We start from the raw sequence: 24,662 nt of genomic DNA on the forward strand, positions 1-24,662 counted from the left end.
AAAGCATACAAAGGTTAGACGATATTTCTCCGTTTAAGTTTCATACTGCTCTATGGAAATTTATGGTCGTAAACAAAAAATGCCAATATATGATATAATTCAGACATGTTTGTATTAACCATACAGGAGAGAAAATCGCATGCTATCAAAGGTTAAAATGTTATTCAATGACAGCGAACGAGAAATAAAAAGATTATCTAACTTGTTGATCGAGTAAACATATTAGAAGAAGAATATGCAAAATTGACAGACGAGCAGTTGAAAAACAAGACAAAGATTTTCATGGGTGAATTAGCAGAGGGTAAATCCGTTGATGATATAAAAATCGAGGCTTTTACCACAGTTAGAGAAGCTTCAAAGAGAGTCCTTGGACTCAGGCACTTTGATGTTCAGTTAATTGGTGGTTTTGTAATGCATGAAGCAGCATTGCCGAAATGCAAACCGGCGAGGGAAAAACACTTGTAGCAACCTTACCCAGTTATCTTCATGGGCTAACAGGCAAAGGCGTACACATTATAACTGCGAATGAATATCTTGCGCGAAGAGACTATGAGGAGATGGGCAAGATTCATGAGTTTCTTGGATTAACAGTCGGACTTAATATTTCTCAACTGTCTCAAGAAGAGAAGCGGTCTGCCTATAAAGCCCATATTACATATGGAACAGGTACGGAATTCGGTTTTGACTATCTAAGAGACAATATGGTTTATGATCCAAAAGAGAAAGTGCATCAGCCATATTATTACGCCATTGTTGATGAAATTGACAGTATTTTAATTGACGAAGCACGTACACCATTAATCATCGCCAACAAATCCAGCATGGGGGCTGAACTTTTCCATATTTCAGCTGAGCTGATGAGTTCTTTTAAGAGTGATATAGATTACGAGCATTTTCCGGAAACAAAACAAGTTTACCTAACAGACCAAGGTGCTTTTAAAATCGAAAATGCTTTCGGGATATCCAACCTATATGATGCCGAGCACCAGGATTTAGTTCACAATATTACCCAGTCCTTAAAATCACTTACACTAATGAAGAAAGACGTTGATTATATCGTCAAAGATGGCAAGGTTGTACTAATTGATAAATTTACCGGGCGCATTATGGAAGGAAGAACTTTTAGTGAGGGCCTTCACCAGGCAATTGAAGCTAAAGAAGGTCTGGAGGTTACTGAAGAAAACGAAGTCCAGGCGACGATTACCATCCAAAACTATTTTAGGATGTATGAAAAATTAGCTGGTATGACCGGAAGTGCGTCACCTTCAAAACAAGAGTTTTTTGAGACTTATAATTTGCACGTAATATCCATTCCTACGAACAAACCGGTTCAAAGACAAGATAATGCTGATTTAGTGTATTTAGACAACGATTCAAAAATGATGAAAGTAATAAATGATGTAAAAGTAATCAATAAAACTGGACGTCCGATTTTAATTGGTACTACCTCTATTGAGCAATCAGAACAACTTTCTGCTCTGCTGAAAAAGCATAAAATCAACCATCAGATTTTAAATGCTAAAACAGAGGAAGATGAAGCGCAAATTATTTCTTCTGCAGGACAGACTGGACAAGTCATGCTTGCCACTAACATGGCTGGCCGAGGAACAGACATTAAGCTAAGTGAAAGTGTGAAAGATAAAGGCGGTCTCCATATTATCGGAACCCAACGTCATGAAAGCTTCCGCATTGATATGCAACTTCGTGGTCGTTCCGGGCGCCAGGGAGATCCAGGTTCAACTCAATTCATTATTTCACTCGATGATGATTTGTTCATCAATTATGACGAAGAGGAAATGGAAAAGTTCCGAAAGAAAGCAAAAGTAGATGAAACAGGATTAATCCTTAGCCCGGATCCAAATAAATTTGTCAAAAAAGTACAAGAGACAGTAGAACATGCTCATCACTCATCACGTTCTCACCTTTTAAAGCTAGATAATGTACTCGATAGGCAGAGTAAGGTTATTTATTCAATGAGGGACAGAATTTTAAATGCATCAATCGAAGATGCATATCCCGAAGTATTACATTACTTAAATAATTATATCGATAAAACAATAGATAAGTATTGTCCTGGAGAGAAACACGAAATTGAATGGAATTTAGAAGGCTTGGCAGCTGACTTAAGCCTGATCTTTATTGATTCCGATCTCACATTTAAGAGTTTTTATGAAAGACCAAGAAAAGAGATTGCTCAGTTAATTTCAGTGGAATACGATAAACTTGAAAGTCAAATCAACACTTTAAAGAATGATGAAGAACTAGGCAGACAACTTAAACGTTTCATGCTTCAACTTATAGATTCAAATTGGAATAAGCATCTGGACATTCTAGCTAATAAGCGTGACGGCATCGGTCTCCGAGGCTATGGACAGGAAGATCCTTACCGTTTATTTGAGATGGAAGCATTAGACGATTTCAATCTTTTGATGGAAAATATTGAATCAGCTATTAGTATTCGTTTCATGGACTATGTGAAAAACCAATACGATTTCGGACCGGATGAGGTGTAGGAGGAATTTTTGAAATGGCATTATTTAAAAGGAAGAAACAATCTTCACCGGTTATAGAAAGTGATCAACTAAATGAGCTGGTCGACAACAATAGCGAAGAACTTGGTGAGGAAACAGACATCGATTTGGTGAAAACATCATTATCCTTTCATCCGGATTGGGAATTAAGCAATCAGGAAAAGTACGTTTATATGTATAAACACCAACAACTTCCTCTGCTCAAAGCAAACCAGATTTCTATTTCAGGAATTAAAAAAATTGACTTCGAAGAGGGATTTGTCGTTATTGCTTTTTTACGCAACACATTAGCCAAGAGCATTCGTCTGGAAGAAATGGGAATCTTAATACTAGATGACAGTGGAAAGGCCGTTGCTCGGAAGACATTTGAACTGGACGGACTTGGTGAACTTCCCGCAATGAGCTGTCGTCCATGGAGATTCCTATTCACTAATGATGATAAGTTAATAGAAAACATATCAGATGACAACTGGTCAATCGCTTTTGAAGTTCCCGAAAAAAGCAATCAGCACCAGTTAGATCTTGAAGAAACATGGAAAAGCCAACTGACAGAAAAAATGGTCAAGGACCTGGAAGAACTCGTGGCGAAGTTGCCGCCATTATCAAACAATGAAATTTCATTTACAGGTATAGAAGCACGCCTTTTGGATGATGGAAGACTTTCCGTTTCCCTATTTATACGAAATGGATATAACAAAGATATTCAACTGCAGAAATTACCATTAATCGTAGAAGACACCAACGGCACGAAAGTAGCCCAGGGAAACTTCACACTCGACAATTTCTCAGTCAAAGCAAACACAAGCAAACCATGGACCTTCATCTTCCCAGAAACACTAGTCCAAGAGAAAAACCCTAACCTAACAACCTGGAAGGTGTATCCACCACAATAAAGAAGAACAGAAAAGGGCCTGGCCCCTACTAAAGTAGGGGCCAGGCCCTTTTAACGCTTTACCATAGAGAAGCTACATAGCCTGTTTCTCCAGTGGAGTTGACTTTGACTTTATACCAAGTAAAGATATTGAATTTATTGCTGTCTTCCGTTGGTTGATCAATAATAGTGATAGCTGTGCCTTTCTCCAATTGTTTGATTGGTGTGTTGTTCACTGTTGTCGGTACCTTACGGAGGTTAACGGCTGATGGCAATGACAGTGTGTCTCCTACTTTGTATAATTGTGCAGATTTAGTTTTCTTAGTAGTTACATACAGCATCTTGTCATTAAACAACATTTGGCCAGTTGCTGGATTGTAGGAAATTTTTAATTGGTCCTCACTGATGATCTCTGGCTTCATACTTGATAGATTGGCATATACCTTCTCCTGGTATGTTGCCTTTGAAGAAGTGATTGGATCATTTCTTTTGGACAAGCCATTATAGGCAATTATTGCAAAATACCAATTTTCCAGGGTTTCTTTATTTCCGTCATTTACAACAGGTAACCTTCTTGAGCCTGAATACCCCCATTTTTCCAACAGGATATTGACCCCGGTTTCAATATTATAGCCAAGATCATATTTAACTTTCTCCCAATCATAACGTGTGTCATGCTCAGAAAGTGGCGTTACCTGCATGATTCCATAACCATTGTCGAAGCTTTCAAAAACTTCTCCATTCGGTAAAAACTGCTGGAAGTTTCCATTCTCCGTTAAAGCGATTGATTTAACAATTTCAGGAGGAATTCCTTTTTCAGCAGCTTTTTTAGTTAAGAGCGTTTTGATCTCACTTACAGACAGATATAAGTTATTCATAACATTCGTTAGAGTTTCATCTAGCTTCCTTTTAGCAAGTTCGTGTCCAACCTGAGCAATACCATTTTTGGTCTCTTCAAATAACAATGGTACCTTTGGACTCGATACCCCAGGCTTAATGGTTTTCTCTAATTCAGCCATGTTATTATATACAGATAACAAATTTTTGTACTCAGCGTCTTGAATAGTTGATGGAACTTTCCCTTCTAACGATTTCCATCTAACAGTCAACTGTTCCTTAAAGGATTTTTGAGGAACTACTTGTAAAAACATCAAAACCTTCTTTGACTCACGAAGAATTTCCTCATTTGACTTACTTGTTTCAATTTGATCCAATGCCATTTTAGCAGTAACCGGATAGCTCAGATCATCTCTTAATCGCTCAGAGGTTTGTTTATAATATTGCCTAATATATTCTCTGGTGGTCACACCATAAACTCGATCTAACAGCTTAGCCTGCTTGCCAATTTCAAACGAAAGACTATGATACAAGCTTTCTGTTTCCGCAGTTAGAAGACCTTTATTCACTTGAGATTGAAGAGCATTCTTCTTAACAACAATTTTTTCCCCTGCTGTAATGGCATCAATATAAGCAACTGCACGGTCAATCTGTGTTTTTACTTCACCAAGCTTTGCTTGATAAACGACCTTTGTGTTAGATGAAGGCATGGCTTTTACCAATTTTTCAGCATAGTAATATGCAGCTTTGGTATTGTTATATTCCGTATATGGCCTTGTCTTTCCATCACCATTCCATTCAATCGAAGTTGCTCTTCTTAATATCTGTGAATTGGAAATAGCTTTTTGCACCGCGGAAGCGATTTGGGTGGTGGTGGCAGCTTCTGTTGATGGTGCTTGAATACTTACGACCGCTGGCAAGATCAGTGCAGATGAAATTAAAGTTTTTACTAGTTGATGTTTCTTCATAGTTTCCTCCCTGTTTACATAAAAAAACTCCTGTTATATTTCTAGTATAACAAGAGTCTATTAAAATGGTAACCTATTTTTTCCAAATCACTGTACATTTACATATTCTATATAGTCTTTCATATTTGTTATGTATAATTGTGAGCCTAAATTAAATTGACCACCATACATATCGTCAAAACTATAAACCCTGTAAACTTCACCTGGATTTAGAACTCTTACTACAGCTAATTTATTATTTTCATCCCTCTGCCATAAATTAATTCTCTTTTTTACATACACCGTTCCAATTTGTCCATCCTTCGGTGTTACTGTCGCCATAACAGAAGAAGCATCTGGTTTCGGTTGGATATACCGAGCTCCACCAATATACCTTGATTTATAATAAGCGGTATCAAGGCTTGAAACTTCTACACCACTATCTCCGGCATGAACAAATTTTCTGTCTCCTAAATATATACCAGCATGTGAAGGCCCTTTTTTATAAGTTGTAAAAAAACAAGATCTCCAGGAACCAAATCTGCTGTCGCAACCTTTTCTCCTTGATAGTACTGGTCAGCACTTGTTCTAGGAAGGTTCACTCCATAATCTTTATAAACATATGTTAAATAACCAGAGCAATCAAAACCCGCAGGAGTAGTACCTCCCCATTTATATGGAACACCTACAAATTGTGTCGCATATTCAGTCAATTCTTTGTTCTCATTTGCATAAATAGTAGATTGAGTGTTTAAAGAAAAAAGTATGATAAAAATTGAAATTATACTTAGTTTGATTACTCGCTTCATCTAGTAGATTCCCCCAACTCTCTATTTATAAATCGCCAAATAATTCCGTTAATTTTCCTCATAAAACAATTTTAACCAAAATAAACCTCTTTCTACATTTCATTTTAATAACATTTTCGACATTATATTACAATTTCATTACAAAAAAGAGTAACTATTAAAAGTCACTCTTTTTTGCAGAAACTATATTCAGCTAAAATCCGGCCAATTCTTTTGGTATTGATCCCCTTCGATTTTCTCCAGGGTACGATACTGTAAAGGAAGAAGATCCTCTTCAGGTTTGTTGAGGAACTCTCTTGCTACTTCAAAAGGAAACAAATCGAACTGTTCTTCTTTCTCCGCTATAAAATATACTCCTAGAATTTGTCCGCCTTTTTGTTGATCCAGATGTAAAAAAGCAGGATAAAAGGAGTTGTCCTTAGATTTAATTATAGCCATGGCCGTTACTGTACGATCTTCTTCAACTGTAATGGCATCATTGCTAATTTTATCTAAAACCTTTGTTGCCCACCCCTGCTTTTTGTATCCGCCGATAATCTTGGGTGGGTTATCCCTTAATTCTTCAATTATTTTACTTAACTCGTTTGACTTTGTCATTAGGCTAATGAAAACTCCTTCCAATGTTTAGCAATTAACAAACATTGCAAAAGTCTTGATTTAATTCTATTCCTCAGGTTAGCATAGTTAAAAATAATCTGCAAGCAACTAAGTATTTTCACTATTTCATAAACTTACTCTATTATATTTCTACCTAGCATTCAATGTAAAATATTTGGTAAAAAAGGTAAAGGGCCAGGCCCCTACTAAAGTAGGGGCCTGGCCCTTTGAACGTTATTCATATTAATAGGATGCTGTGATTTGATCGATAAAGATTTGTCCTTTATTTTTGTTGGTGTCGCTGGTCTGCATGTAACGGACTGGAATTTCTAATTTGTATGGCGCTTGGAGGCTGATGGTATTGTTGCTTCTACGTATTTCCAGCCTATCCAGTCTAAATTTTGCGTGAAGTCTAGCTGAGTTTGCTTTCCTTCGCTATCTTTCAGTTGCGCGCGCAGCCAATGTCCTTTAGCATCTCCGTAAACCCACATACCAATCTTTAAAGGATTTCCCGGAATATCCATTGAGGTTCCCTTGCTGGCATATACACCGGATGTTCCCTGAGTTCCGATAAAGTCATAAGCCACCTTTAAGGAGTAAGCACCTTCTTTAACATAGTTTTTTTCGGCAGAAACACTAATGGAGGCATATTTTACACCTGTAGCCCGCCATTCGGCCGCACCTTGCTCAAAGTCTTCTATTACTAAATTCGAAGGTTTTCCTACAATGATTTTTATGGAAGATGACAGATTTCCAAGGGATATTTTCACATCCGCTACTCCGTCTTGATTACCTGCCGTGAAAACTCCCTTTTCCACCGTTCCTCCGATTCCCGTTATCGAATATTTAAATACTGAAGGATCTTCTAATATTCTTTTACCACTTAAATATCCTGTTACAGGAAGAGCAATAGATTCATTCTTAGCTACGACCAACGTGGATTGTTCGATTTTAATCGCATCTAAATCTTTGGTAACCTTAACAGGAAGAGTACCAGAAAGTGAACCTACAGACGCTTTTATGTTGCCAGAACCTTCGACAAGCGAGGCAGTGAAACTTCCGTCACTGTTGAATGTTCCCGCATTTGATGACCAGACAACTGGTTCTTTAATGGTAATAGGATTGTTCATTTTATCTAGACCTTTTACAGGGAACTTGAAATCCTTATAATTAGCACCCGCAAAAAGCGTCATTTCTGATGCGTCAATCTTCAACGCATGCAACGGACCTGCTTTCCATAGACCAACCAACAGTAAAGAATTCGCCACACTTCGCTCCCGACCGTCAGAAGGATTGTTCACCACGGTCACGTCCGAATCACCCGGCTGTCTCGCAACCATAGTTGAAGAACCTCCGCCGTCAAAGGTCATAGCCTCAACAGCTCCCAGGTCTTTCATTATAGATGCCATTTCTGTTAATGTTACACCCGCACTATCTGCAGAACGGCCGTCTACAACTACTGCAAAAACAGCTCCTGAACTTTTAATGCCAATTGCGGTGCGCGGATGCGCACCAGGTATATTGAGTTGAGCTGCCACACCATTTTTCACAAGTTGGTAACGCCCGCCGATGGCTTGCTTAACATTATTCCAGGCACCCGCATCATAGGAGAGATTTAACTTGATTTGATCTCCTTGATTCAGTCCTTTTAAAAAGTCGCTGCCAGCCCCATGTCCGGATAATACATACTCTCCATCCCGTAACGGCTCGCTTCCTTTACCAGCAATGACACTTTTAACAGTGGCCGTAACAGAGTTATTGCCATTGAGCTGGCCCTGGATGTTAGTCAATACAACCTCAGTTCCAAGTTCATTAGTCATTGTATTTGTTGCAAAGTATGGTGTGTATAACACCAAGTGCCCGGCATAGCGGCGTTTATTAATTGAGTTTACCAAATATGGCTGACCCCCGTTCACCGAAACACCTATCAGAATATCCGGAATCCCAATCATGGCTCTACCATCCTGAGAAACTCCAAAGATAGTCCTATCACTTTTCGGTGTTGAGTTGGTGGTAACTACTTCTCCATTATGCACCGTCAAATCAGTGGGTGCTCCATTTTGGTCAAAATAATCGCCGTTTACTCCAGCGATGACATAATGACCATCCTCTTGCTGGCGATTAGCCTGGCTAGTCACTGTTTCAAATCCAATCATTTGATCCTTTGATAGAGAGGTTTCAAATGTAATCTGCGAGGCATTCTGGTCTACATCAAGCTTGAAAATCTCCTGTTTACCCCTGCTGCTGCTTACATTCAACTGGGATTGAACGACCCCTGGAGCAATAATTTTAGATTTTTCATCTGTAACAGTACCTACTGTTAGCTTTGTCCTGTAAGCCTCCGGGTTAACGAGCTGAAGCTTATGTTTAGAAGGGGTTTTATATAAAATATACCCATCCATTTTTGTGACAAAATATGGCCCGCCTACACCATATTGCCCACCATGAGCAGAGCTATATTGGTAAACTCTGTATTGCTCACCCGGTTTTAACACACGCGAAAAAGTAATTCTATTATTTGAATCCTTTTTCCAAAGATTAATAGGTTTTAGGATTTCCACTTTCCCAATTTGACCTTTAACCAGCCTCATACCTTCCCAATACACCACAGGGCTTGATGCTGCATCCACTTTAAAATTTAGACCTGAAAACATTAGAATCAGTAGTAGCAATGCTGTAAATATTTTTTTCATGAGACTCTCCTTTTTCTGCATATAAGTCTATTATACGACAAAAAATATCTTTTTTTCCCTTTATTTCTACAAAAATGGAATTTTTATAATCTCAAAATAAAAAACCCATGCCAAATTGGCATGAGTTTTACTGTTCACTAATTCATATTTTTAAACAAAGTGTATGTGAGTGGAGCGAATGTTTTTAGCTTTTGCTTTGAGGTTTCATCATAATAAAACATAGCAAATGTTTCAGCAAAATATTCTTCTGAATAGTTTAGATAATACGGATGGCTACCAAATAGATTTGAAGCTTCTCTTTTCCATATTTTCTGAAATTCTTCTGTGTGCGAGAGATTATTAAAAATATAATGGTCGATTGAATGTGCAGTTTCATGTAAGGTCAGACTGAGTGAGCCATGACCCATTACATAATCATTATAACCAATTCTGATAATTACACGCCTCTCACCACCAGCGCCTGGGACATCATCCCATGTCTTTCCAGAGTTTTCCCAACCTTTTGGAACTATTCCTTTTAAGTGGGCAAATTCAGGAAAGTTAGTAATCGGCTCGTCTACTATAAAAACGTTTATATGATTTAACCTTAATTTCTCAAGCAAACCTAGAGATAATCCAGATAGTTCCTTTTTAATCTTTATGGCTTCTTCCCTGTTTTGAAGGTGCGGCTTTGCTGACACAACTTTATTGACCAACTCTATATTTTCAAGGATTTTACTATTCTTCAACAAACCCAATTTTTGCTTCGATGGAGTTTTATACGTAATTCTATCGTGCATATTTGTAACAACATAGCTTCCGCCTACTCTATATTGATCAAAATCATGGTCATACCCATAAACTCTATATTTTTCACCAGGTTTTAGAATCCTTGAAAAAAGAAGTTGACCATTTCTACTTTCCCATAGATTAATCGGCTTTTGTATCGTTAGTAAGCCGATTTGTCCCTTCACTAACTCCCCGCCATCCCACATTACCTTGGAAGATGCATGAGCGTCAGAATATAAAACCCCTTGCCAAAGAAATACAGTGATCAACAACACTTTAAAAAGATTCATATTGGACCGCTCCTATCGTGGAGTGAGGAAATTTTGGGTATAGTATGGAACCTTACTTGTTTTTTGGAAGTGTATTCCCATGCCGACATGAGTAAAATTGGCATTCAATATACTTTTTCGATGACCTAAGGAATTCATTAATGCTTCATGAGCAAAAATACTGCTGGTAAATCTCATTGCAATATTTTCACCAGCATAGTAATATTGCATTCCCGCCGCTTCCATTCTATCAAAAGGCTTAATCCCTTTAAGTTCATATGGTTAAAATAATTATTTGCCGCCATGTCCTGACTATGAAGACGCGAAGATGTTCTAGCCTTCTCCTCCCATTTCAATGGAATAAAACCATGTTTTACTCTGGCTGCATTAGTCAAGTCAAACATTTGTATTTCTAAACCATTTTGAAGAGTTGAAGATGGCATACCAAAGTGATCGTCTTTCAATAATTCCATCGAACATGTTAAAACCAGGATTGACGTAACCTTGCCACCACTATGAATATCATAAAATACTGTGATGTATTGATTATTATTCAAGAATGTTTGTGATTCTTGATTGTTAACTACTAAATAGTTTGTCTTGTTCTTTATGATCCCTCTACAGGTTGCCCTAGAGCATTCTTTACCTCTGTAATTGTAGATCCTGAATGGATGCCCTTCATATAAAAGTCTGGGTCATTAGTATAAATACCATTAGCCACATTATTTATGTAACTAACCATGTAGAAATCTTTATAATTATTGTGGTATGCATACCAGTTCAAACCATATTCATTCAAAGTACTTCGCTTTTCTTTTCCAAACTTGGATTCTATAGAAATTTTGCTTTCATTGATGGCAATTGTCTTACTCTGATTTTGAATTGCCTGTACTTTGCAGGCTAAAAGGCTTTTTTTTTGCAGAAGATGGAGTTTCATACTTCACCCTTGTATCACGGTCTACGTAATAACCTCCGCCAACACTTAGTTTCCCCGGCTTAAAGGCATAAATTCTATATCTCTCACCTGTCTTTAATGTTCTTGAATAACTCTTCCTCTCACCATCCAACTTATACAATCGAGTATCTTTTATAATAGTCAGTCGCCCTATTTGACCGACCTTTAGCTCAACTCCGTCCCACCATATCTTATTTTCAGGAGTAATTCCATCACAATTTTCCGCAGCATAACCAAAGACGTTAGGAGTCAGAAGCACCAAAAACAAAGAAGAAAGAAAAATAAACAGAACTCTCTTAGAAGAAAACAATAACTTTCTCAATCACTACTCCCCCATTCAAGGAAAATAACAAACCCTTTCCTCCTATTCTACTAAAATCAGCAAAATCAGTATATAGGAAATGGGGCCAGGCCCCTACTAAAGTAGGGGCCTGGCCCCATTTTTTATTTTTTTGCTATAATGGTGGTTGCGTATATTTTAGTATAAGGATGGAGACTGGCCTTGATTTTTAATTCTTATGAATTTATCTTTGCTTTTTTTGCCTGTTGTTTGGGCTGTTTATATGCTTTTAAGCCGGGGTGCTTTTTTACAGTTAGGTGTCTATTGGCTGGTTTTTAGTTCTTTATTTTTCTATAGTTGGTGGAATCCTGTTTACTTGCTGCTTATTATCATCTCCATGGTAGTGAATTACTCGCTGGGGTGGATGCTTGGACGCACTAGCAGTCGGTCTGCCGGCAAGCTTCTTTTAACATTAGGTGTTGCGCTAAATCTGGCGGCACTGGGTTACTTTAAATATTACGATTTCTTCATCACCAATATAAATTTTTTGTTTGAAAGTCAATTTCCGTTAATGCATCTGGCTTTACCACTTGCAATAAGCTTTTTTACTTTCCAGCAAATTGCATATATAGTCGATGCTTACCGAAAGGAAACAACTGAGTATAGTTTTTTAAAATATGCTTTATTTGTAAGTTTCTTTCCACAATTGATCGCTGGTCCAATCGTTCACCACAAAGAAATGATGGTGCAGGTTTCAAATGAGAATCGCGGATTGAATTTTGAAAACATCGCAAAAGGTTTGTTTGTTTTTGGTGTTGGACTCTTTAAGAAAGTTGTCTTAGCGGATCACTTTGCTGTCTGGGCAAGTGCTGGCTTTGATCAAACCGTTGAATTATCCTTTTTAGAAGCATGGATCACCTTACTGTCCTATACACTCCAACTTTATTTTGATTTTAGCGGCTATACGGATATGGCAATTGGGGCGGCTTTATTGTTTAATATCAAACTGCCTTTGAATTTTAACTCTCCATACAAAGCTATTAATATTCAAGACTTTTGGAAAAGATGGCACATGACTCTTACTAGATTTTTAACGCAGTATCTTTATATTCCTCTTGGGGAAACAGAAACGGAACAATAAGGACTTATATAAATATATTTTTAGTTTTTTCCCTAAGTGGATTATGGCATGGTGCAGGCTGGACGTTTATCATATGGGGAACTCTGCATGGCCTGGCTTCAATGTTAAATAGGTTTTGGCAAAAAGCCGGACTTAAAATGAATAAATACCTATCCTGGTTCATTACTTTTCAGTTTATCAATATCGCCTGGGTATTTTTTCGAGCCAATTCCTGGGCAGACGCAATAAAAGTACTGAAAGGAATGGCTGGTTTAACTGGATTCTATATCCCAGAATCTTATGCGCGACTCTTCAACCTCCAAACTGTTGAGGGGATCAATGATTTGAGCATAGTTACTGCTACAGGCGGGTCTTTAACAAACATAATTTTATTAATTTTTGCTGGTATCATGGTAACGCTTCTTTTCAAAAACTCAACCCAATTAATGGAACAAATCAAACCAACCTGGTTTTGGGGATTTTTTGTTGCACTTTTATATTTCGTTTCTATTTTCAGCATGGCAAAAGTAAGCGAATTTCTATACTTTAACTTTTAGGTGATGAAAAATGTCCCAATATAAAAAATGGCTAATTAAATTGCTAGTCTCCTTTTTATTGATCCTAATAATAATCGGCATGCCAATCATTGTATTAAATTATGTTACAGACCCTTTATGGCTTTTCGATCATAGCAATCAATATAACGATATACAGCAAGGATTCAATGAAAGACAGCAAAAGGTGAATCACCTTACTTTTCAAATGAAAAGTATGATGCCCTGTTGTTGGGAAGCAGCCGTTCGACCTATATTAATCAACATAAATTTAAGGACTTAAAGGTCTATAATCTTTCAGTTAGCTCCATGTATGTAGAGGAATACATGGAGTATATTGAATATGCAAAAAAAAGGAACGGTGAACCATTTAAATATATCTTTCTGGGTCTGGATTTCTTTGCAGCCAACCAGTTTCGAGCCAAAATCACAAATGAACAGGCTGAATTCTATATAAACCAGGCAAATAGCTATCTGTATCGTCTAAAGACTCTAGCATCATTTGACACTCTGGACCTTTCTGTTCCAGTTCTGAAATCATCTTTACAGGATAAGCCTACTTTTGTCGATCATCGATATTACAATCGTAAAAATGTGGCTTACCCTTTCCCTGTTACTGATGAATTAAGAAAAATGAGAATTGAAACCATTGTTGTTGAATTTTTTAAAAAAGATGAACCATACAAATATGACCCTAATATCAAGAAAATCCTCAATGAAATAATTAAGGCTAATCCAGATACTAAATTCATTGTCTACACTACTCCTGTGACAGCTTCGAGATTAATGATTCAGCTGGAAAATGAAGACTATAAGTTGGGATTCACGAAATGGCTAAGGGACCTTGTTGAAACCTTCGGTGAAGTTCATCATTATATGAGGATAAACGAAGGCACTCTGCAGCTTGAGAATTTTTCAGACTCCCATCATTTCATTCCCTCATTTGGTAACAAGATAGTGAATGAAATTTGGAATGAACGTGGAAAGGAACCTGAATTAGGCGTGGTTCTATCTAAAAAGAACATTGATCGAGAAATTATGAAATTAGAGAGTGATATTCGGGAGCATAAAGATATTGCCTATTCATTCCTAAAACCTTTATACACGGAACTCCCATTATATAGAGCTTCTTTCAAGAACGACTCTAGACCGTTAACAATTAATAGTTCTGATTGGACTTCGCAACTTGATCCATTAAAAATGCTTGGAGCCAAAGGAACCTTTAATATTGTAAAAGAAAATGACGCTTTATTAATTACCCCGTTTCAAGCAGGAAAGGCTTCGGCTCTCCAAATTGGGTATGACCTATCAGAACTCTCACAGGGGGAAAAGGCAGAAGTGTTAACATTTATCGTTTCTATAAAAGGCAAAACAGCAAGCCCTGGAGCAGTCCAACTTTTCATCCAGGATCAAGTTGATGGAAATTGGGAACGCGCAGCCTATAACACACTCCCTGACGAACAACACTACCGCTCCTTTAAAGTAACAAAAAAAATAAGACCCGGCACAGAAAAAATACTTATCGGCATAAGATGGACCAACATTACCCACCAACAAGAATGGCTGAAAATCCAAAAAGGAGAAATCTATTAACAGGGCCAGACCCCTACTTTTGACCTATTTTTTATTCCGATAAAAATCCAACTATAAAAGTCCCGATTCATTTAATGAGTTGGGACTTTTCATTTTCTGTAATCTAGTCGATAGTTCCGCTTTTTCCCATTCCCTCACTCTACGTCTCTATTTCAATTCCTGAATTTTTATGTGGCCTACTTAGTAGCAATTATACCTTTTCTTTTTAGGTATTTTGATATATTGTAATATTAAATGTTAAAATTTTACTTTAGGAGGATAAGACTTGATGAGGAACTTTTTGGTTTATCTGTTAGCTGTATTTATAGGAATTGCACCTGTGTCAGTGCATGCTAATGAGGGTATAGTTATAGATGAGGAAGTACCAATAGAAATGGATGAGGAAGAAAATCAATCACCAGAGAGCGATGGCAGAATTCCATCCGACAATTTCGAAGAGGAGCTGAACGCGATGTTCGAAAACCTCGGATCGCAAGTACATAATAAGACTGCATTAACTTCAGCCACAGGAAAGGGCCCAGATAACATACCTTATATGTATATTCTGCAGCATGGGACACCTGCAGCATTGACGATAATGAATCTTTTAACAGGTATGGTTACAAAAACCTTTACTTTAGAGCACTCAACAAGCGCCTGGGGAATCGAAGTCGATGAACACCAAAACGTTTGGATTGGCGGAACGTCTTCTGGTCATTTATATCAATATAATCCTTATACAAAAAAGCTTATTGATGCAGGAAACATGCTGCGCAACAAGCGTGATACAGCAATACTTGATATTAGTGTATCGGATGGAAAAATCATCGGCTCAACTGCCTATAATGGATCCATTTTTTCATATACACCTAGTTCTCAGGAGTATAAGGATTACGGGCAAATCAGCAGAGGAAAAGAGTTTGCTAAGAGTGTTCAATTTGATAACCAGAACAAAAAAATATATATAGGTGTCGGGTCGAAGGCTGAATTAATCCGCTATGATATTCGTACAAAGATTCGAAAGAGATTTTTACCAAAGGAATATCGTAACGAAAAATATATCTCAGACATTAAAATGGCTGATAAATATTTATTTGCTCAAACCGATCCAGGAAAAAAACTTCTTGTTTTTGATAAGAAATCATTAAAACTACTAAAAGAGTTTGATATTGACTCAAAAACGGTTTCACCAAAAGATCCAACCCAAGATAGAGTATATTTTACAAAAGGTGGCATGTTATTATTCTATGATCTTAATGACCAGGAAGTAAAAAGCACCGAAGTCTCTCTTGGCAACAGGAGTGCGATTACCCTGGATTTCATTGAATTACACAATGCAGAGTATCCCGGTGTGACCCTAACTGGCCTATTAACCAATTCAGGAGAGTACTTTTTATATAATTTAGAAACAGGTAAATATGAAAAAAGACAGGCAGAATTAACTCCTTTGCCAGTAACGTTATATACAATGTTGGAAACAAAAGAAAAAGACAAAATACTCGTGAATGGATATATGTCAGGCGGGATTGGCTTTTATGATATTAATCAGAAAACCACCACCGACTTTAAAGATATGAGCCAAATAGAGTCAGCTACCTTTATGAATGGAAAGTATTATTTTGGTGCTTATCCAAATGCCCGAGTTATAGAGTTTAAACTGGATAATGAAAATCTTTCAAATAGTAAAACGGCTGAAATAGTACGTTTTAAAGATTTCGGTCACGACCGTGTCACAGCACTTCTCGGAGACGAGAGGTCAAATAAATTATTTATTGGCGCATATCCCGAAACTGGTTTGGGTGGTGGCCTGCTGTCAGAATATGATTTCACCACTCAAAATACAAGGGTTTTTGAAAATTATATACCGGATCAGAGCATTATAAGTTTGACTCAGATTGATGGATACGTGTATGGAAGTACCACGGTTTTTGCAAATCACAAACGATCTAACGCTCCCGCAACGTTATTTCGCTTTTCAGTAGATAATCCAGAGCAGGCGGAAATCCTTCCATTCACCATCAAAGCAAGTATGATAAGCTCACTTCTATATGATGGTAATGATAAAATTTGGGGTATGCAGATGGAAAGCTATTTAACTACCATATTAAAACTGGATACACCCAGTATATTGAAATCGCACCAGCTATTTCGGGACGTTTCAAAAACGCAAAACTTGTATTTGGACCAAATGGAAACCTATATGGTTCAGTTGAAGGCGTACTATTCCGTGCAGACACAGAAACCATGAAAATAACCATCCTAAAAAAAGAAAACGCACATGACCTCGCCATCGATCAAGAAGGAAACCTGTACTTCCGCAACCAAGCAGAAATGTTCAAATACCATAAAAAGAGTAGGGGCCTGGCCCCTACTTTTGTACTATTATTAAATCTTTTTCGATATATTCTTGGTATTCTTCCATAGTAGGGTTTCCTAGATAATCTAATATTCTCTTTGTGGTTACTATCGAGTTTTTTGTGTCATTTTGATACGCATAATAGCTGCACCATAATGGGTCTTCAATTTTTTCCGGAAGAGATGCTTCGATGGGATTCCTGTGGATGTAACGTCCTGCTTCTAGAAAATAAGGTAGACTATCAATCATCTTTGCTGTAAAACGGCTCTCGAAAACATGTCCAGTGAATTGGTATCGTTTTTTGAAGTAAATGGCATAACGAGTATGCAATAATCCCATTATGTCAGAAGGAGTATGGAACTTAGTTTCGAGGAGAAGATGAATGTGGTTAGGCATGAGGCAATATGAATGCAGAATAAATGGGTAACCCTCTTTAACCTTTTTAAGTTGGGCGAGATAAGTATGCCGGTCTTGATCGTCATAAAAAATTGGTAATCTCCGAACACCCCTGCTAATAATATGATACGAAGCTCCTTGGAGCCAATTTCGTCTCTTTCTCAAAAGTTTTTCACCTCCTTTGTACATTAATAATTCGCTATTTTTTTCTTAGTTCCTCCCTGAATCCACAAAAAGGGCCAGGCCCCTACTTTAGTAGGGGCCTGGCCCTTTTCTTTTTTTTTGTATATTAGTTGAATTTTATGTTTAATTTGTATGGTGTGATTGTTGTGTTGCCGAATGTGTCGCGTACTTTGATATGGTAGGTTCCCTTTTTCAGATTGAAATATACGATTTCGGTATCTCCTTCTGGATATAGGTCGCTTGTGGTGACTAGTTTGCCATTTTTGTATATGGATACTACTCCGTCCACTTCAGCTCCGGCAGCAAATTCAATTTTGCCTTTTGTTGTTTTATCAAGCTTTAGAACATACCAGTCTTCATCTCCATATGGGACTCCTGCATTCAGGTATCCTGAAGCACTCAATAAATCCTTGCCCTTTTTAGCAATTGTAAGTGGTTTCGATGGTATATTATTTTTCACTACAGAACCCTTATCCTCATCAATTTGATTAGCTGGTGCTATTGTCAATTTATAAGGCCACAGGGTTAAGGGAGTGATTCCTTCCATATAACCAAGTACGGCGATAATATAGTTTTCCCCTTTTTCTACTTTGAATGAACCATAGGTTTTACCAGTATCTATGCCTCTTTCAATAACCTGCATCCGATCATAATCTTCTTTATCAAGTTTCCTGTTTTTATTAAGATCCTCGAGCACGACCATTACTCCGTAGAAAGGTTCAACTAATCCTTTGGGATATTGTTTGATCCACTTTTCCTCAATAGTCTTTCTCTCTAGTAAACCTGTATAGATTTCACTTTTCTTTGATTCAAGATAGAAGAAATCTTCGTCATGTGGCATAGCGAAATTGCCTTCTACCACAGACCCAGGCAGGTTCTTTACGTTTTCCGGTTTATCGTTATCTTCGTATTTGTCCTGAGGATTTTTGATTAACAAGTTGGAAGTGAATTTATACGGGTCGTATGATACATTACCATTAAAGTAATCTGCCCCAACTTTTACATAATAAGTAACTCCCTTTTTAAAACCAGTGTATACCTTTGAATTAAGTTTCACACTGTACCAGTCAAATTGAAGATTGGAACCAATTTGGCTGAGATAAGAAGAATTTTTTCCCTCCATATCCTCCTCTTCAACAATCTCGTACACTTCCATTAATGGAACATTAGAATTTTCATTAATAAAATCAAACTCGTAGATCCCTGTTTCTTCAGGAGTAACAGCAAACCAATCTTCATCCTCCATCATTTGAAGGTACCCTTCACCTTCACCACCAATTTCATATGGCTGCGAGCCTTCTATGACCATATTCAAAAACTCTTGTTCAGGATTGTATCCTTCATCTTCTTTGATAGCTTCCTTCGTTTTTTCTACATTGCCTTCTTCTTCATATCGGTCAAACAATGGAAACATATCTTCATCAGGAGGAAGGATCTTCCCGTCAATTTTTAATGAATATGGAACCATAGAGGATTCTGGCTGCTGCTCTTCCTCCATTAAACTTGGGTCAAAAAAGTAATCGTAATATCCATAATAATTATCTTTCTTATTAGTAACTTTTACAATGTAGGCCGTCTCTGGCATCGCAGTAAAATTCAGCTTCTCTCCTTCGCTCACTCGCCCCTTGTTTTCATACATAAATGGGTCAAGCTGCATGTCTCCTGAAAGCAAGGCATCTAGAAAAGACTGCTTTTCTTCTTCTGGCCATGTTTCAAAGTCAGGAGGGAATATTTGATCTGCCATATAAACCGAAAGACTCGTATCCACGCCTGGTAGCTCGGACAATTCCATGCTGATTGCTTGCTCCTCATTTACAAAGAAGCTATAGTAATCATCATCTCCCTCTTCACCAAGTAAAGTGAACTTATTGTTTCCTGAATCGAAAGGCAAACTCACATCAACCGGCTTATCTATGGACGATTCATCAGCAGATAACTCGGCTTGCTTCTTAAGTTTTAAATAAAATTTGGATTCTCCTCTTCCAGAATCATCATAGCTTCCATTCACTTCCTTTACTCCAATTGCAAGCGTACCATCAGCTGGAGCCTCAAAAAGTTTGCCTTCTGAAAGCCCTTCACGAACTTTATTTACTTCGAATGCCTCATTGCTCTCTTCTGAAAAAAATTGAAGCATAAGTTTGTAGTCAAATTTTGATGATCCGTTAAGGACTAGCTGAATTTTATCCCCCTTTTTCACTTCTGATTTAAACCACTTTTCATCAAACGGTGCAAGAATGCCCCCACGCAATGTTATCTGCTTTGATAAGTCTGCAATCCTTGCATTTTTCAGGATTTCCTTCTCATCCCAGACTCTCTTGGTCAAATCCGGCAATTTCTTCATATCAAATTCAAGTGCTCTTACTGGATTGACCAAACCATTCCCGAACTTTACATCGAATCCTCGATCGCCAAGATCATCCGCTGTATGCTCAAGGATATATTCGACTTGCATAGGAGTTAATTTTGGATATTTCGATAGTAATAATGAGGCAATACCTGCAACCATGGGACTTGCCATTGAGGTTCCACTTAGTGGACGATAACTAGATTTTCTTTCATATTCATAAATGGTACTGTAAATCTCATTTCCTGGCGCAACAAGATCAACTGAAGTACCGAACGTAGAAAAACCAGATAGTGTTTTACCCTTGTCTACAGAGCCAACACTAATAACCCCTTCGTAGGCAGCAGGGTAGCTAAGTGAATCATCACCTGAGTTACCTGCAGCTGCAATGACCACCACACCTTTCTCAAATGCCTTTTTAATAGCTTCTTCTATCAATGATGAGCGCATTGGACCGCCAAGACTCATATTGATTACTTTTGCACCTTTTTCAACTGCAAGCAAAATGCCTTGGGCTATTGCGAAATCAGAAGCTCCCCAGCCGCGGTCAAAAACATCAATCGGCAGAATTTTGGCTTGTGGATTTACGCCATACCCACCCATGCCATTTCCTTTATTCGCTGCAATGATTCCCGCAACATGAGTACCATGATAATCCGGAGATCCTTGATTCATCGGGTTAACCGTATTGTATCCAGGAAGCAGTCTTCCTTTCAGATCAGGATGTTTTGTGTCGATACCTTGATCAATCACTGCAACAACAATATTATTCTTGCCTGCCATAGATTGAGCTTTTTCCAACTGTAGCATAGTATTTTGATACTGACCCCCAGCTTTAGGGTCTTCCAGGCCGAAAGGTTTATAGATGGCGCTCGGAGTAACATTTTTAACCTTATGTAACCTTTGGTAATTTTTAATAACCTTGTCTAACGATTTTTTATTTTGAATTTTTACCACTGCATAATTTAAGTTTGAGAATTGCTTGATCAGCATTCCTCCGGCATTACGATGTTCTGCCTGAGTCAAAGGTTTACTAAATTTAATCACTAGAGTATCTTTGCTTAAGGCATCTTTTTGGGTTTGTATTTTGCCTCCAACCCTTCCATTCAAAAATGAAGATTCATAGTTTGTCTTGTTAGAAACAGCATAAACACTACTTCCGACCGTTGGTCCTATTAACAAACTTGCACTTGCAACAACAATGGCAGTTTGCTTAATCCATTTTTTCAAATTTCTCCCCTTCTTCCTATCTACCAAAATTTTCTATCTCTTATAATAGTAAGTGTATTGGCTTACAACAGCAAGAATTACCGTGTAATAATTATCGACAAAAAAATTAAAATATTAAAAGGGCCAGGCCCCTACTAAAGTAGGGGCCTGGCCCTTTTGGTTAATTATTTACCGCTGCGAGTTTAGCCTTGGATGGTGTTTCATATTTGATATAGCCCTTCATGTTTGTGATGTAGTGTCCTGCACCTACACCATACTGACCGAAGTATTTTGAATCATAGTTATAAACTCTAAATGTCTGACCTGGTTTTAGAACCTTAACAAATATCAGTTTATCACCCTCACGCTTCCAAAGATTAATAGGCTTTGTTACGGAGATTCTTCCAATTTGGCCTTTTTTCAAGACCGCTTCATCCCAATAAACAACTGGAGTTGATTTTTGCTCTTCTGTAATTCTCTTTTCTACACTGTAATTAACAGTTCCTTGCTTTTGAATGAAGGAAATCAATACTTCATCAAGTGCAGGGAATTCATTTTCGGTTGGGCTGCTCTTAAAGGAAGTATATTCGTCTCCACCAGCTGCCAGGAAATCATTTGTAGCAACTAGATATTCCTTAGTCATGCTCATCGGCTGGTCATTTAACTTCATAGAATGAACCTCATGCCCGCTGGCTGGGTAGTATCGATAGCGAATGTCATTCCAGAAATATGCGGGAATGCCCCCTTCGTTTCTGGGTAAGCACTTACCCCATTTTCAAGAGCTTCCTTTATCTGAGATCCAGTTAACATTTTAGTAACAATATAGTTTCCGAATGGCAATACAGTAATGACATCACCCTTCGTTATTGTACCTTTTTGAATAGATGCTCTGATGCCGCCACCATTTGTAATTGCAATTTCCGCTCCAGATACGTCAATCATAGCATCTGTGATCAAGTTACCTAAATTAGTCTCCCCCGCACGAACTTGGTCTCGTTCACCATCGAGAGTAACGTCAGTTTTTCCGATTTCCTCTGATAGAATTGCTTTTTGAGATTCCTTAATATCATTAATTACCTTTTCAACAGCTGCGTCTGGTTGAATATTAGCTGTTTCTTCTTTGGTAACAAGCTTTGCTTTCTTATCGACTAACTTATTGCCTTCAAAAGTAAGTTCAACTACACCCAAGTTCTTTGTATATTCACCTGCACTAACAATAAGTGTGTCATTTTCCCCATTTAATCCTTCTACGAGTGTTGAATGACTGTGTCCATCTACAATAAGATCGATTCCTAGGGCACCTTTAGCAACTTTAATTGAAGTATCTGTGCTGGATTCGTCGATTCCAAGGTGAGAGACAGCAATAATCATGTCTACTCCTTGAGCTTTTAATTCCTTCACCATTGCTTGAGCCTCAACAACAGGGTCTGTAAATGATAATCCCTCAACGTTTTCGGGTGAGTTTTATAATGTGTTTCTGGTGTGGATAACCCGAAAATTCCAAGTTTAAGTCCATCAACTTCTTTGATTTCATATGGTTTAAGCAGTAAAGATCCGTCCTGCTTTCTCACGTTTGCGCTTAATACAGGAAAAATCATCTTTTCTTCTAATTCAAGTAGTCTTTGATAGCCATAGTTAAAATCATGGTTTCCAGCAGCCATACCATCATAGCCGACTTCATTCATAACCTTAGTAATACTTTCACCTTTTTCAAGAGTCGCAAAAGTTGTTCCATGAAGAGTATCTCCCGCATCAAGTAATAGAGTATTAGGATTCAAAGCTTCATACTGTTTTACAAGAGTTGATAACTTAGCAAAGCCCATACCGTCATACTGTCCCTCATCGATGCGTCCATGTGAATCATTCGTATGTAAGATTGTAATCTTCTTTGATCCAACCTCTTCCGCGGAGGCAGTAAAACCTGCTCCAAAGCCAGAAAACACGATCAAAGTTGACGCTAAAGTGATAAAACCTTTCTTAAAACCAACCATTTTTACCCTCCTATCAAAATAGTAAAATTGTCACAATTACATTATATCCCCAAAACTGACAGAATTCCTTAAAAAATTGTAAATTTTTTAATAAGTTTAGGGCCAGGCTCCTACTTTAGTAGGGGGCTGGCCCTAAGTTTTTTAATATTTTGTTAATTTTATTTTTTATTCATCTGAATTTTTTGGTATTATTTTACTCATATAGATTTGTTGGGGTGGTTTTGTGCTTGAAGTTTTATTTTAAAGATTCTTAAAAGATTTTAATCGCTGTTGTTATAGCTATATTGTGGTCGGCAAAGAATGTGTTTTTTGTTTCGGAGACTGATTTAACTCCTTTTATACAATTTATTCTTCTGTCTTCTCTGAGCTGCAGCCTAATTCTGTTGGGTTTGCTCTCATCGAAGAATAGAAAAGCAGGGTTCATTCTAGCCTTTTTTCTATATACATGTGCAAATCTTTTACTTTATGCCGTTTTAGTTTACCAACGTTATTATCATGCGATCATAAGAATAGAATTGATGACACAAGCACGTCGACTTGGGGCTATTAAGGAATCTATCTATTCTCTTATGCACTTAAAGAATCTATGGTATATAGCTGATTTGCCCATTTTAGCTATTATCCTATTTATCTTATATAAAAAGAGACAAAATATTAACACTCATTGGTTTAGACACATATTCATCCCTACTGGTTTAGCAGCCATCCTTTTTATGACTTTCCTTTTATACAAACACCCATATCCAGATCAATATAAAGTCTCGATCGCAGGAATTATTCCTGCACATGCATATGATTTAACATGGGTACTTTATAAAAAAATCTATTTAAAAGAAACTTTTCTTAATGAGGAAAACGTAACGAACTTAAAAACTCAATTTTTAGCTAATCATGAAATTCAAAAAACTTCTCCCTATTTCGGAAAATTCAAGGGTAGTAACATTATTATGGTTCAGGCTGAATCACTGAATACTTTTCCAATAGGAATGAAGGTAGAAGGTCAAGAGGTAATACCAAATTTAAATGCACTTATTAAATCAAGCATGTATTACCCTAATACCTTTTTACAGATTGGTCGCGGAAATACATCTGATGCGGAGTTTGTTGCTAATAATTCAATTTATCCTATGGGGTACATAGGGGCTTACAAAGGATTCCCAACAAACAATTATCAATCATTAGGCAATCTTTTAATAAAACAAGGTTATTCAACCAGTGCAACTCATGGCAACTCTCCAGATTTTTGGAACCGTGAAACAGCTTATAAAAAGCAGGGATTCCAAGAGTTTTATCACATATCACATCCTAATTAATCTTTAATAATTGATATTTGGGAAAAAATAGAGTAGGCGCATGAAAAATTTCATGCGCCTCTCACAG

18 protein-coding genes and 4 pseudogenes are annotated in these 24,662 nt (G+C 37.5%); 6 read left to right on the top strand and 16 right to left on the bottom strand.

From position 1 onward, the window contains the following. Positions 1-139: 139 nt before the first annotated feature. Both secA2 and JCM21738_RS03045 read left to right on the top strand, forming a co-directional pair. Positions 140-2,513 (top strand): annotated as a pseudogene (gene secA2, locus JCM21738_RS03040) (accessory Sec system translocase SecA2). A gap of 14 nt (positions 2,514-2,527) precedes the next feature. Then, complete coding sequence (locus tag JCM21738_RS03045; protein WP_023613725.1) at positions 2,528-3,424, top strand: accessory Sec system S-layer assembly protein; 897 nt, start codon at positions 2,528-2,530, stop codon at positions 3,422-3,424. 58 nt (positions 3,425-3,482) lie between these two features. Here the strand turns inward: JCM21738_RS03045 and JCM21738_RS03050 are convergent, their stop codons facing one another. From JCM21738_RS03050 to JCM21738_RS25210, 11 genes and pseudogenes are all read right to left on the bottom strand, one after another. Next, entirely contained in the window at positions 3,483-5,207 is a 1,725-nt protein-coding gene (locus JCM21738_RS03050; protein WP_023613724.1) for an SH3 domain-containing protein, read from the bottom strand. A gap of 87 nt (positions 5,208-5,294) precedes the next feature. Further along, positions 5,295-5,528 carry a hypothetical protein gene (locus JCM21738_RS25180; RefSeq protein WP_243462864.1) on the bottom strand — a complete coding sequence of 78 codons (234 nt, stop codon included), beginning with the start codon at positions 5,526-5,528 and terminating at the stop codon, positions 5,295-5,297. Positions 5,529-5,627: 99 nt separating this feature from the next. Beyond that, a pseudogene (locus JCM21738_RS25190) lies at positions 5,628-5,995 on the bottom strand (C40 family peptidase); the annotation flags it as partial. 189 nt (positions 5,996-6,184) lie between these two features. Beyond that, positions 6,185-6,592, bottom strand: coding sequence for a hypothetical protein (locus JCM21738_RS03060; RefSeq protein ID WP_023613722.1), 408 nt, complete (start codon positions 6,590-6,592; stop codon positions 6,185-6,187). A 329-nt stretch (positions 6,593-6,921) separates the two neighbouring features. Continuing rightward, positions 6,922-9,285: a phosphodiester glycosidase family protein gene (locus JCM21738_RS22145; protein WP_243462866.1), complete on the bottom strand. Its 2,364-nt coding sequence runs from the start codon at positions 9,283-9,285 to the stop codon at positions 6,922-6,924. 137 nt (positions 9,286-9,422) lie between these two features. Beyond that, complete coding sequence (locus JCM21738_RS25195) at positions 9,423-10,022, bottom strand: anthrax toxin lethal factor-related metalloendopeptidase (protein ID WP_439645982.1); 600 nt, start codon at positions 10,020-10,022, stop codon at positions 9,423-9,425. Further along, a pseudogene (locus JCM21738_RS27625) lies at positions 10,020-10,265 on the bottom strand (anthrax toxin lethal factor-related metalloendopeptidase); the annotation flags it as partial. The gene JCM21738_RS25195 and the pseudogene JCM21738_RS27625, both read right to left, overlap by 3 nt. Before the next feature lie 90 nt (positions 10,266-10,355). Then, on the bottom strand, positions 10,356-10,568 hold the full coding sequence (locus tag JCM21738_RS26540; RefSeq protein WP_369385607.1) for a CAP domain-containing protein: 213 nt from the start codon (positions 10,566-10,568) through the stop codon (positions 10,356-10,358). Next, entirely contained in the window at positions 10,517-10,879 is a 363-nt protein-coding gene (locus tag JCM21738_RS26545; protein ID WP_256360165.1) for a CAP domain-containing protein, read from the bottom strand. Before JCM21738_RS26545 ends, JCM21738_RS26540 begins: the two co-directional genes overlap by 52 nt. Positions 10,880-10,929: 50 nt before the next feature. Further along, entirely contained in the window at positions 10,930-11,259 is a 330-nt protein-coding gene (locus tag JCM21738_RS25205; RefSeq protein ID WP_243462867.1) for a CAP-associated domain-containing protein, read from the bottom strand. Further along, complete coding sequence (locus JCM21738_RS25210; RefSeq protein ID WP_023613718.1) at positions 11,189-11,599, bottom strand: hypothetical protein; 411 nt, start codon at positions 11,597-11,599, stop codon at positions 11,189-11,191. Before JCM21738_RS25210 ends, JCM21738_RS25205 begins: the two co-directional genes overlap by 71 nt. Before the next feature lie 180 nt (positions 11,600-11,779). Between JCM21738_RS25210 and JCM21738_RS27630 the strand changes: the two are divergent. From JCM21738_RS27630 to JCM21738_RS03095, 3 genes and pseudogenes are all read left to right on the top strand, one after another. Further along, positions 11,780-13,234 (top strand): annotated as a pseudogene (locus JCM21738_RS27630) (MBOAT family O-acyltransferase). 324 nt (positions 13,235-13,558) lie between these two features. Beyond that, on the top strand, positions 13,559-14,824 hold the full coding sequence (locus tag JCM21738_RS03090) for a hypothetical protein (protein ID WP_243462868.1): 1,266 nt from the start codon (positions 13,559-13,561) through the stop codon (positions 14,822-14,824). A gap of 265 nt (positions 14,825-15,089) precedes the next feature. Continuing rightward, on the top strand, positions 15,090-17,051 hold the full coding sequence (locus JCM21738_RS03095) for a WD40 repeat domain-containing protein (protein WP_148296049.1): 1,962 nt from the start codon (positions 15,090-15,092) through the stop codon (positions 17,049-17,051). Positions 17,052-17,171: 120 nt separating this feature from the next. Here JCM21738_RS03095 and JCM21738_RS03100 read toward each other — a convergent pair whose 3' ends face one another. From JCM21738_RS03100 to JCM21738_RS22160, 5 genes are all read right to left on the bottom strand, one after another. Continuing rightward, positions 17,172-17,720 (bottom strand): transposase, encoded by a 549-nt coding sequence (locus JCM21738_RS03100; protein ID WP_232215843.1) that lies wholly within the window; start codon positions 17,718-17,720, stop codon positions 17,172-17,174. Between the two features lie 124 nt (positions 17,721-17,844). Continuing rightward, on the bottom strand, positions 17,845-21,312 hold the full coding sequence (locus JCM21738_RS03105; RefSeq protein WP_023613712.1) for a S8 family peptidase: 3,468 nt from the start codon (positions 21,310-21,312) through the stop codon (positions 17,845-17,847). A gap of 160 nt (positions 21,313-21,472) precedes the next feature. After that, positions 21,473-21,961: a 5'-nucleotidase C-terminal domain-containing protein gene (locus JCM21738_RS22150; protein ID WP_052019548.1), complete on the bottom strand. Its 489-nt coding sequence runs from the start codon at positions 21,959-21,961 to the stop codon at positions 21,473-21,475. Continuing rightward, positions 21,958-22,695 (bottom strand): bifunctional metallophosphatase/5'-nucleotidase, encoded by a 738-nt coding sequence (locus JCM21738_RS22155; protein WP_052019549.1) that lies wholly within the window; start codon positions 22,693-22,695, stop codon positions 21,958-21,960. The genes JCM21738_RS22150 and JCM21738_RS22155 overlap by 4 nt, the downstream gene beginning before the upstream one ends. Continuing rightward, complete coding sequence (locus JCM21738_RS22160) at positions 22,689-23,282, bottom strand: bifunctional metallophosphatase/5'-nucleotidase (RefSeq protein ID WP_052019550.1); 594 nt, start codon at positions 23,280-23,282, stop codon at positions 22,689-22,691. The genes JCM21738_RS22155 and JCM21738_RS22160 overlap by 7 nt, the downstream gene beginning before the upstream one ends. 281 nt (positions 23,283-23,563) lie before the next feature. Here JCM21738_RS22160 and JCM21738_RS03115 point away from each other — a divergent pair, with 281 nt between their 5' ends. Then, a complete protein-coding gene (locus JCM21738_RS03115) occupies positions 23,564-24,595 on the top strand; it encodes an LTA synthase family protein (RefSeq protein WP_500778540.1) in 1,032 nt (343 codons plus the stop codon). The last annotated feature ends 67 nt before the right edge of the window (positions 24,596-24,662 follow it).

The organism is Mesobacillus boroniphilus JCM 21738 (assembly GCF_000517385.1).
GTDB classification, from domain to species: domain Bacteria; phylum Bacillota; class Bacilli; order Bacillales; family Cytobacillaceae; genus Mesobacillus; species Mesobacillus boroniphilus.

What these genes read in the sequence shown, in the direction of transcription:
- JCM21738_RS03045 (WP_023613725.1), top strand. Translation starts at nt 2,528, where the DNA reads ATGGCATTATTTAAAAGGAAGAAACAATCTTCACCGGTTATAGAAAGT.
- JCM21738_RS22155 (WP_052019549.1), bottom strand. Translation starts at nt 22,695, where the DNA reads ATGGTGAAGGAATTAAAAGCTCAAGGAGTAGACATGATTATTGCTGTC.
- JCM21738_RS22160 (WP_052019550.1), bottom strand. Translation starts at nt 23,282, where the DNA reads ATGGTTGGTTTTAAGAAAGGTTTTATCACTTTAGCGTCAACTTTGATC.
- JCM21738_RS03090 (WP_243462868.1), top strand. Translation starts at nt 13,559, where the DNA reads ATGGAGTATATTGAATATGCAAAAAAAAGGAACGGTGAACCATTTAAA.
- JCM21738_RS22145 (WP_243462866.1), bottom strand. Translation starts at nt 9,285, where the DNA reads ATGAAAAAAATATTTACAGCATTGCTACTACTGATTCTAATGTTTTCA.
- JCM21738_RS22150 (WP_052019548.1), bottom strand. Translation starts at nt 21,961, where the DNA reads ATGAAGTTAAATGACCAGCCGATGAGCATGACTAAGGAATATCTAGTT.
- JCM21738_RS03060 (WP_023613722.1), bottom strand. Translation starts at nt 6,592, where the DNA reads ATGACAAAGTCAAACGAGTTAAGTAAAATAATTGAAGAATTAAGGGAT.
- JCM21738_RS03050 (WP_023613724.1), bottom strand. Translation starts at nt 5,207, where the DNA reads ATGAAGAAACATCAACTAGTAAAAACTTTAATTTCATCTGCACTGATC.
- JCM21738_RS26540 (WP_369385607.1), bottom strand. Translation starts at nt 10,568, where the DNA reads ATGGAAGCGGCGGGAATGCAATATTACTATGCTGGTGAAAATATTGCA.
- JCM21738_RS25205 (WP_243462867.1), bottom strand. Translation starts at nt 11,259, where the DNA reads ATGAAACTCCATCTTCTGCAAAAAAAAAGCCTTTTAGCCTGCAAAGTA.
- JCM21738_RS25180 (WP_243462864.1), bottom strand. Translation starts at nt 5,528, where the DNA reads ATGGCGACAGTAACACCGAAGGATGGACAAATTGGAACGGTGTATGTA.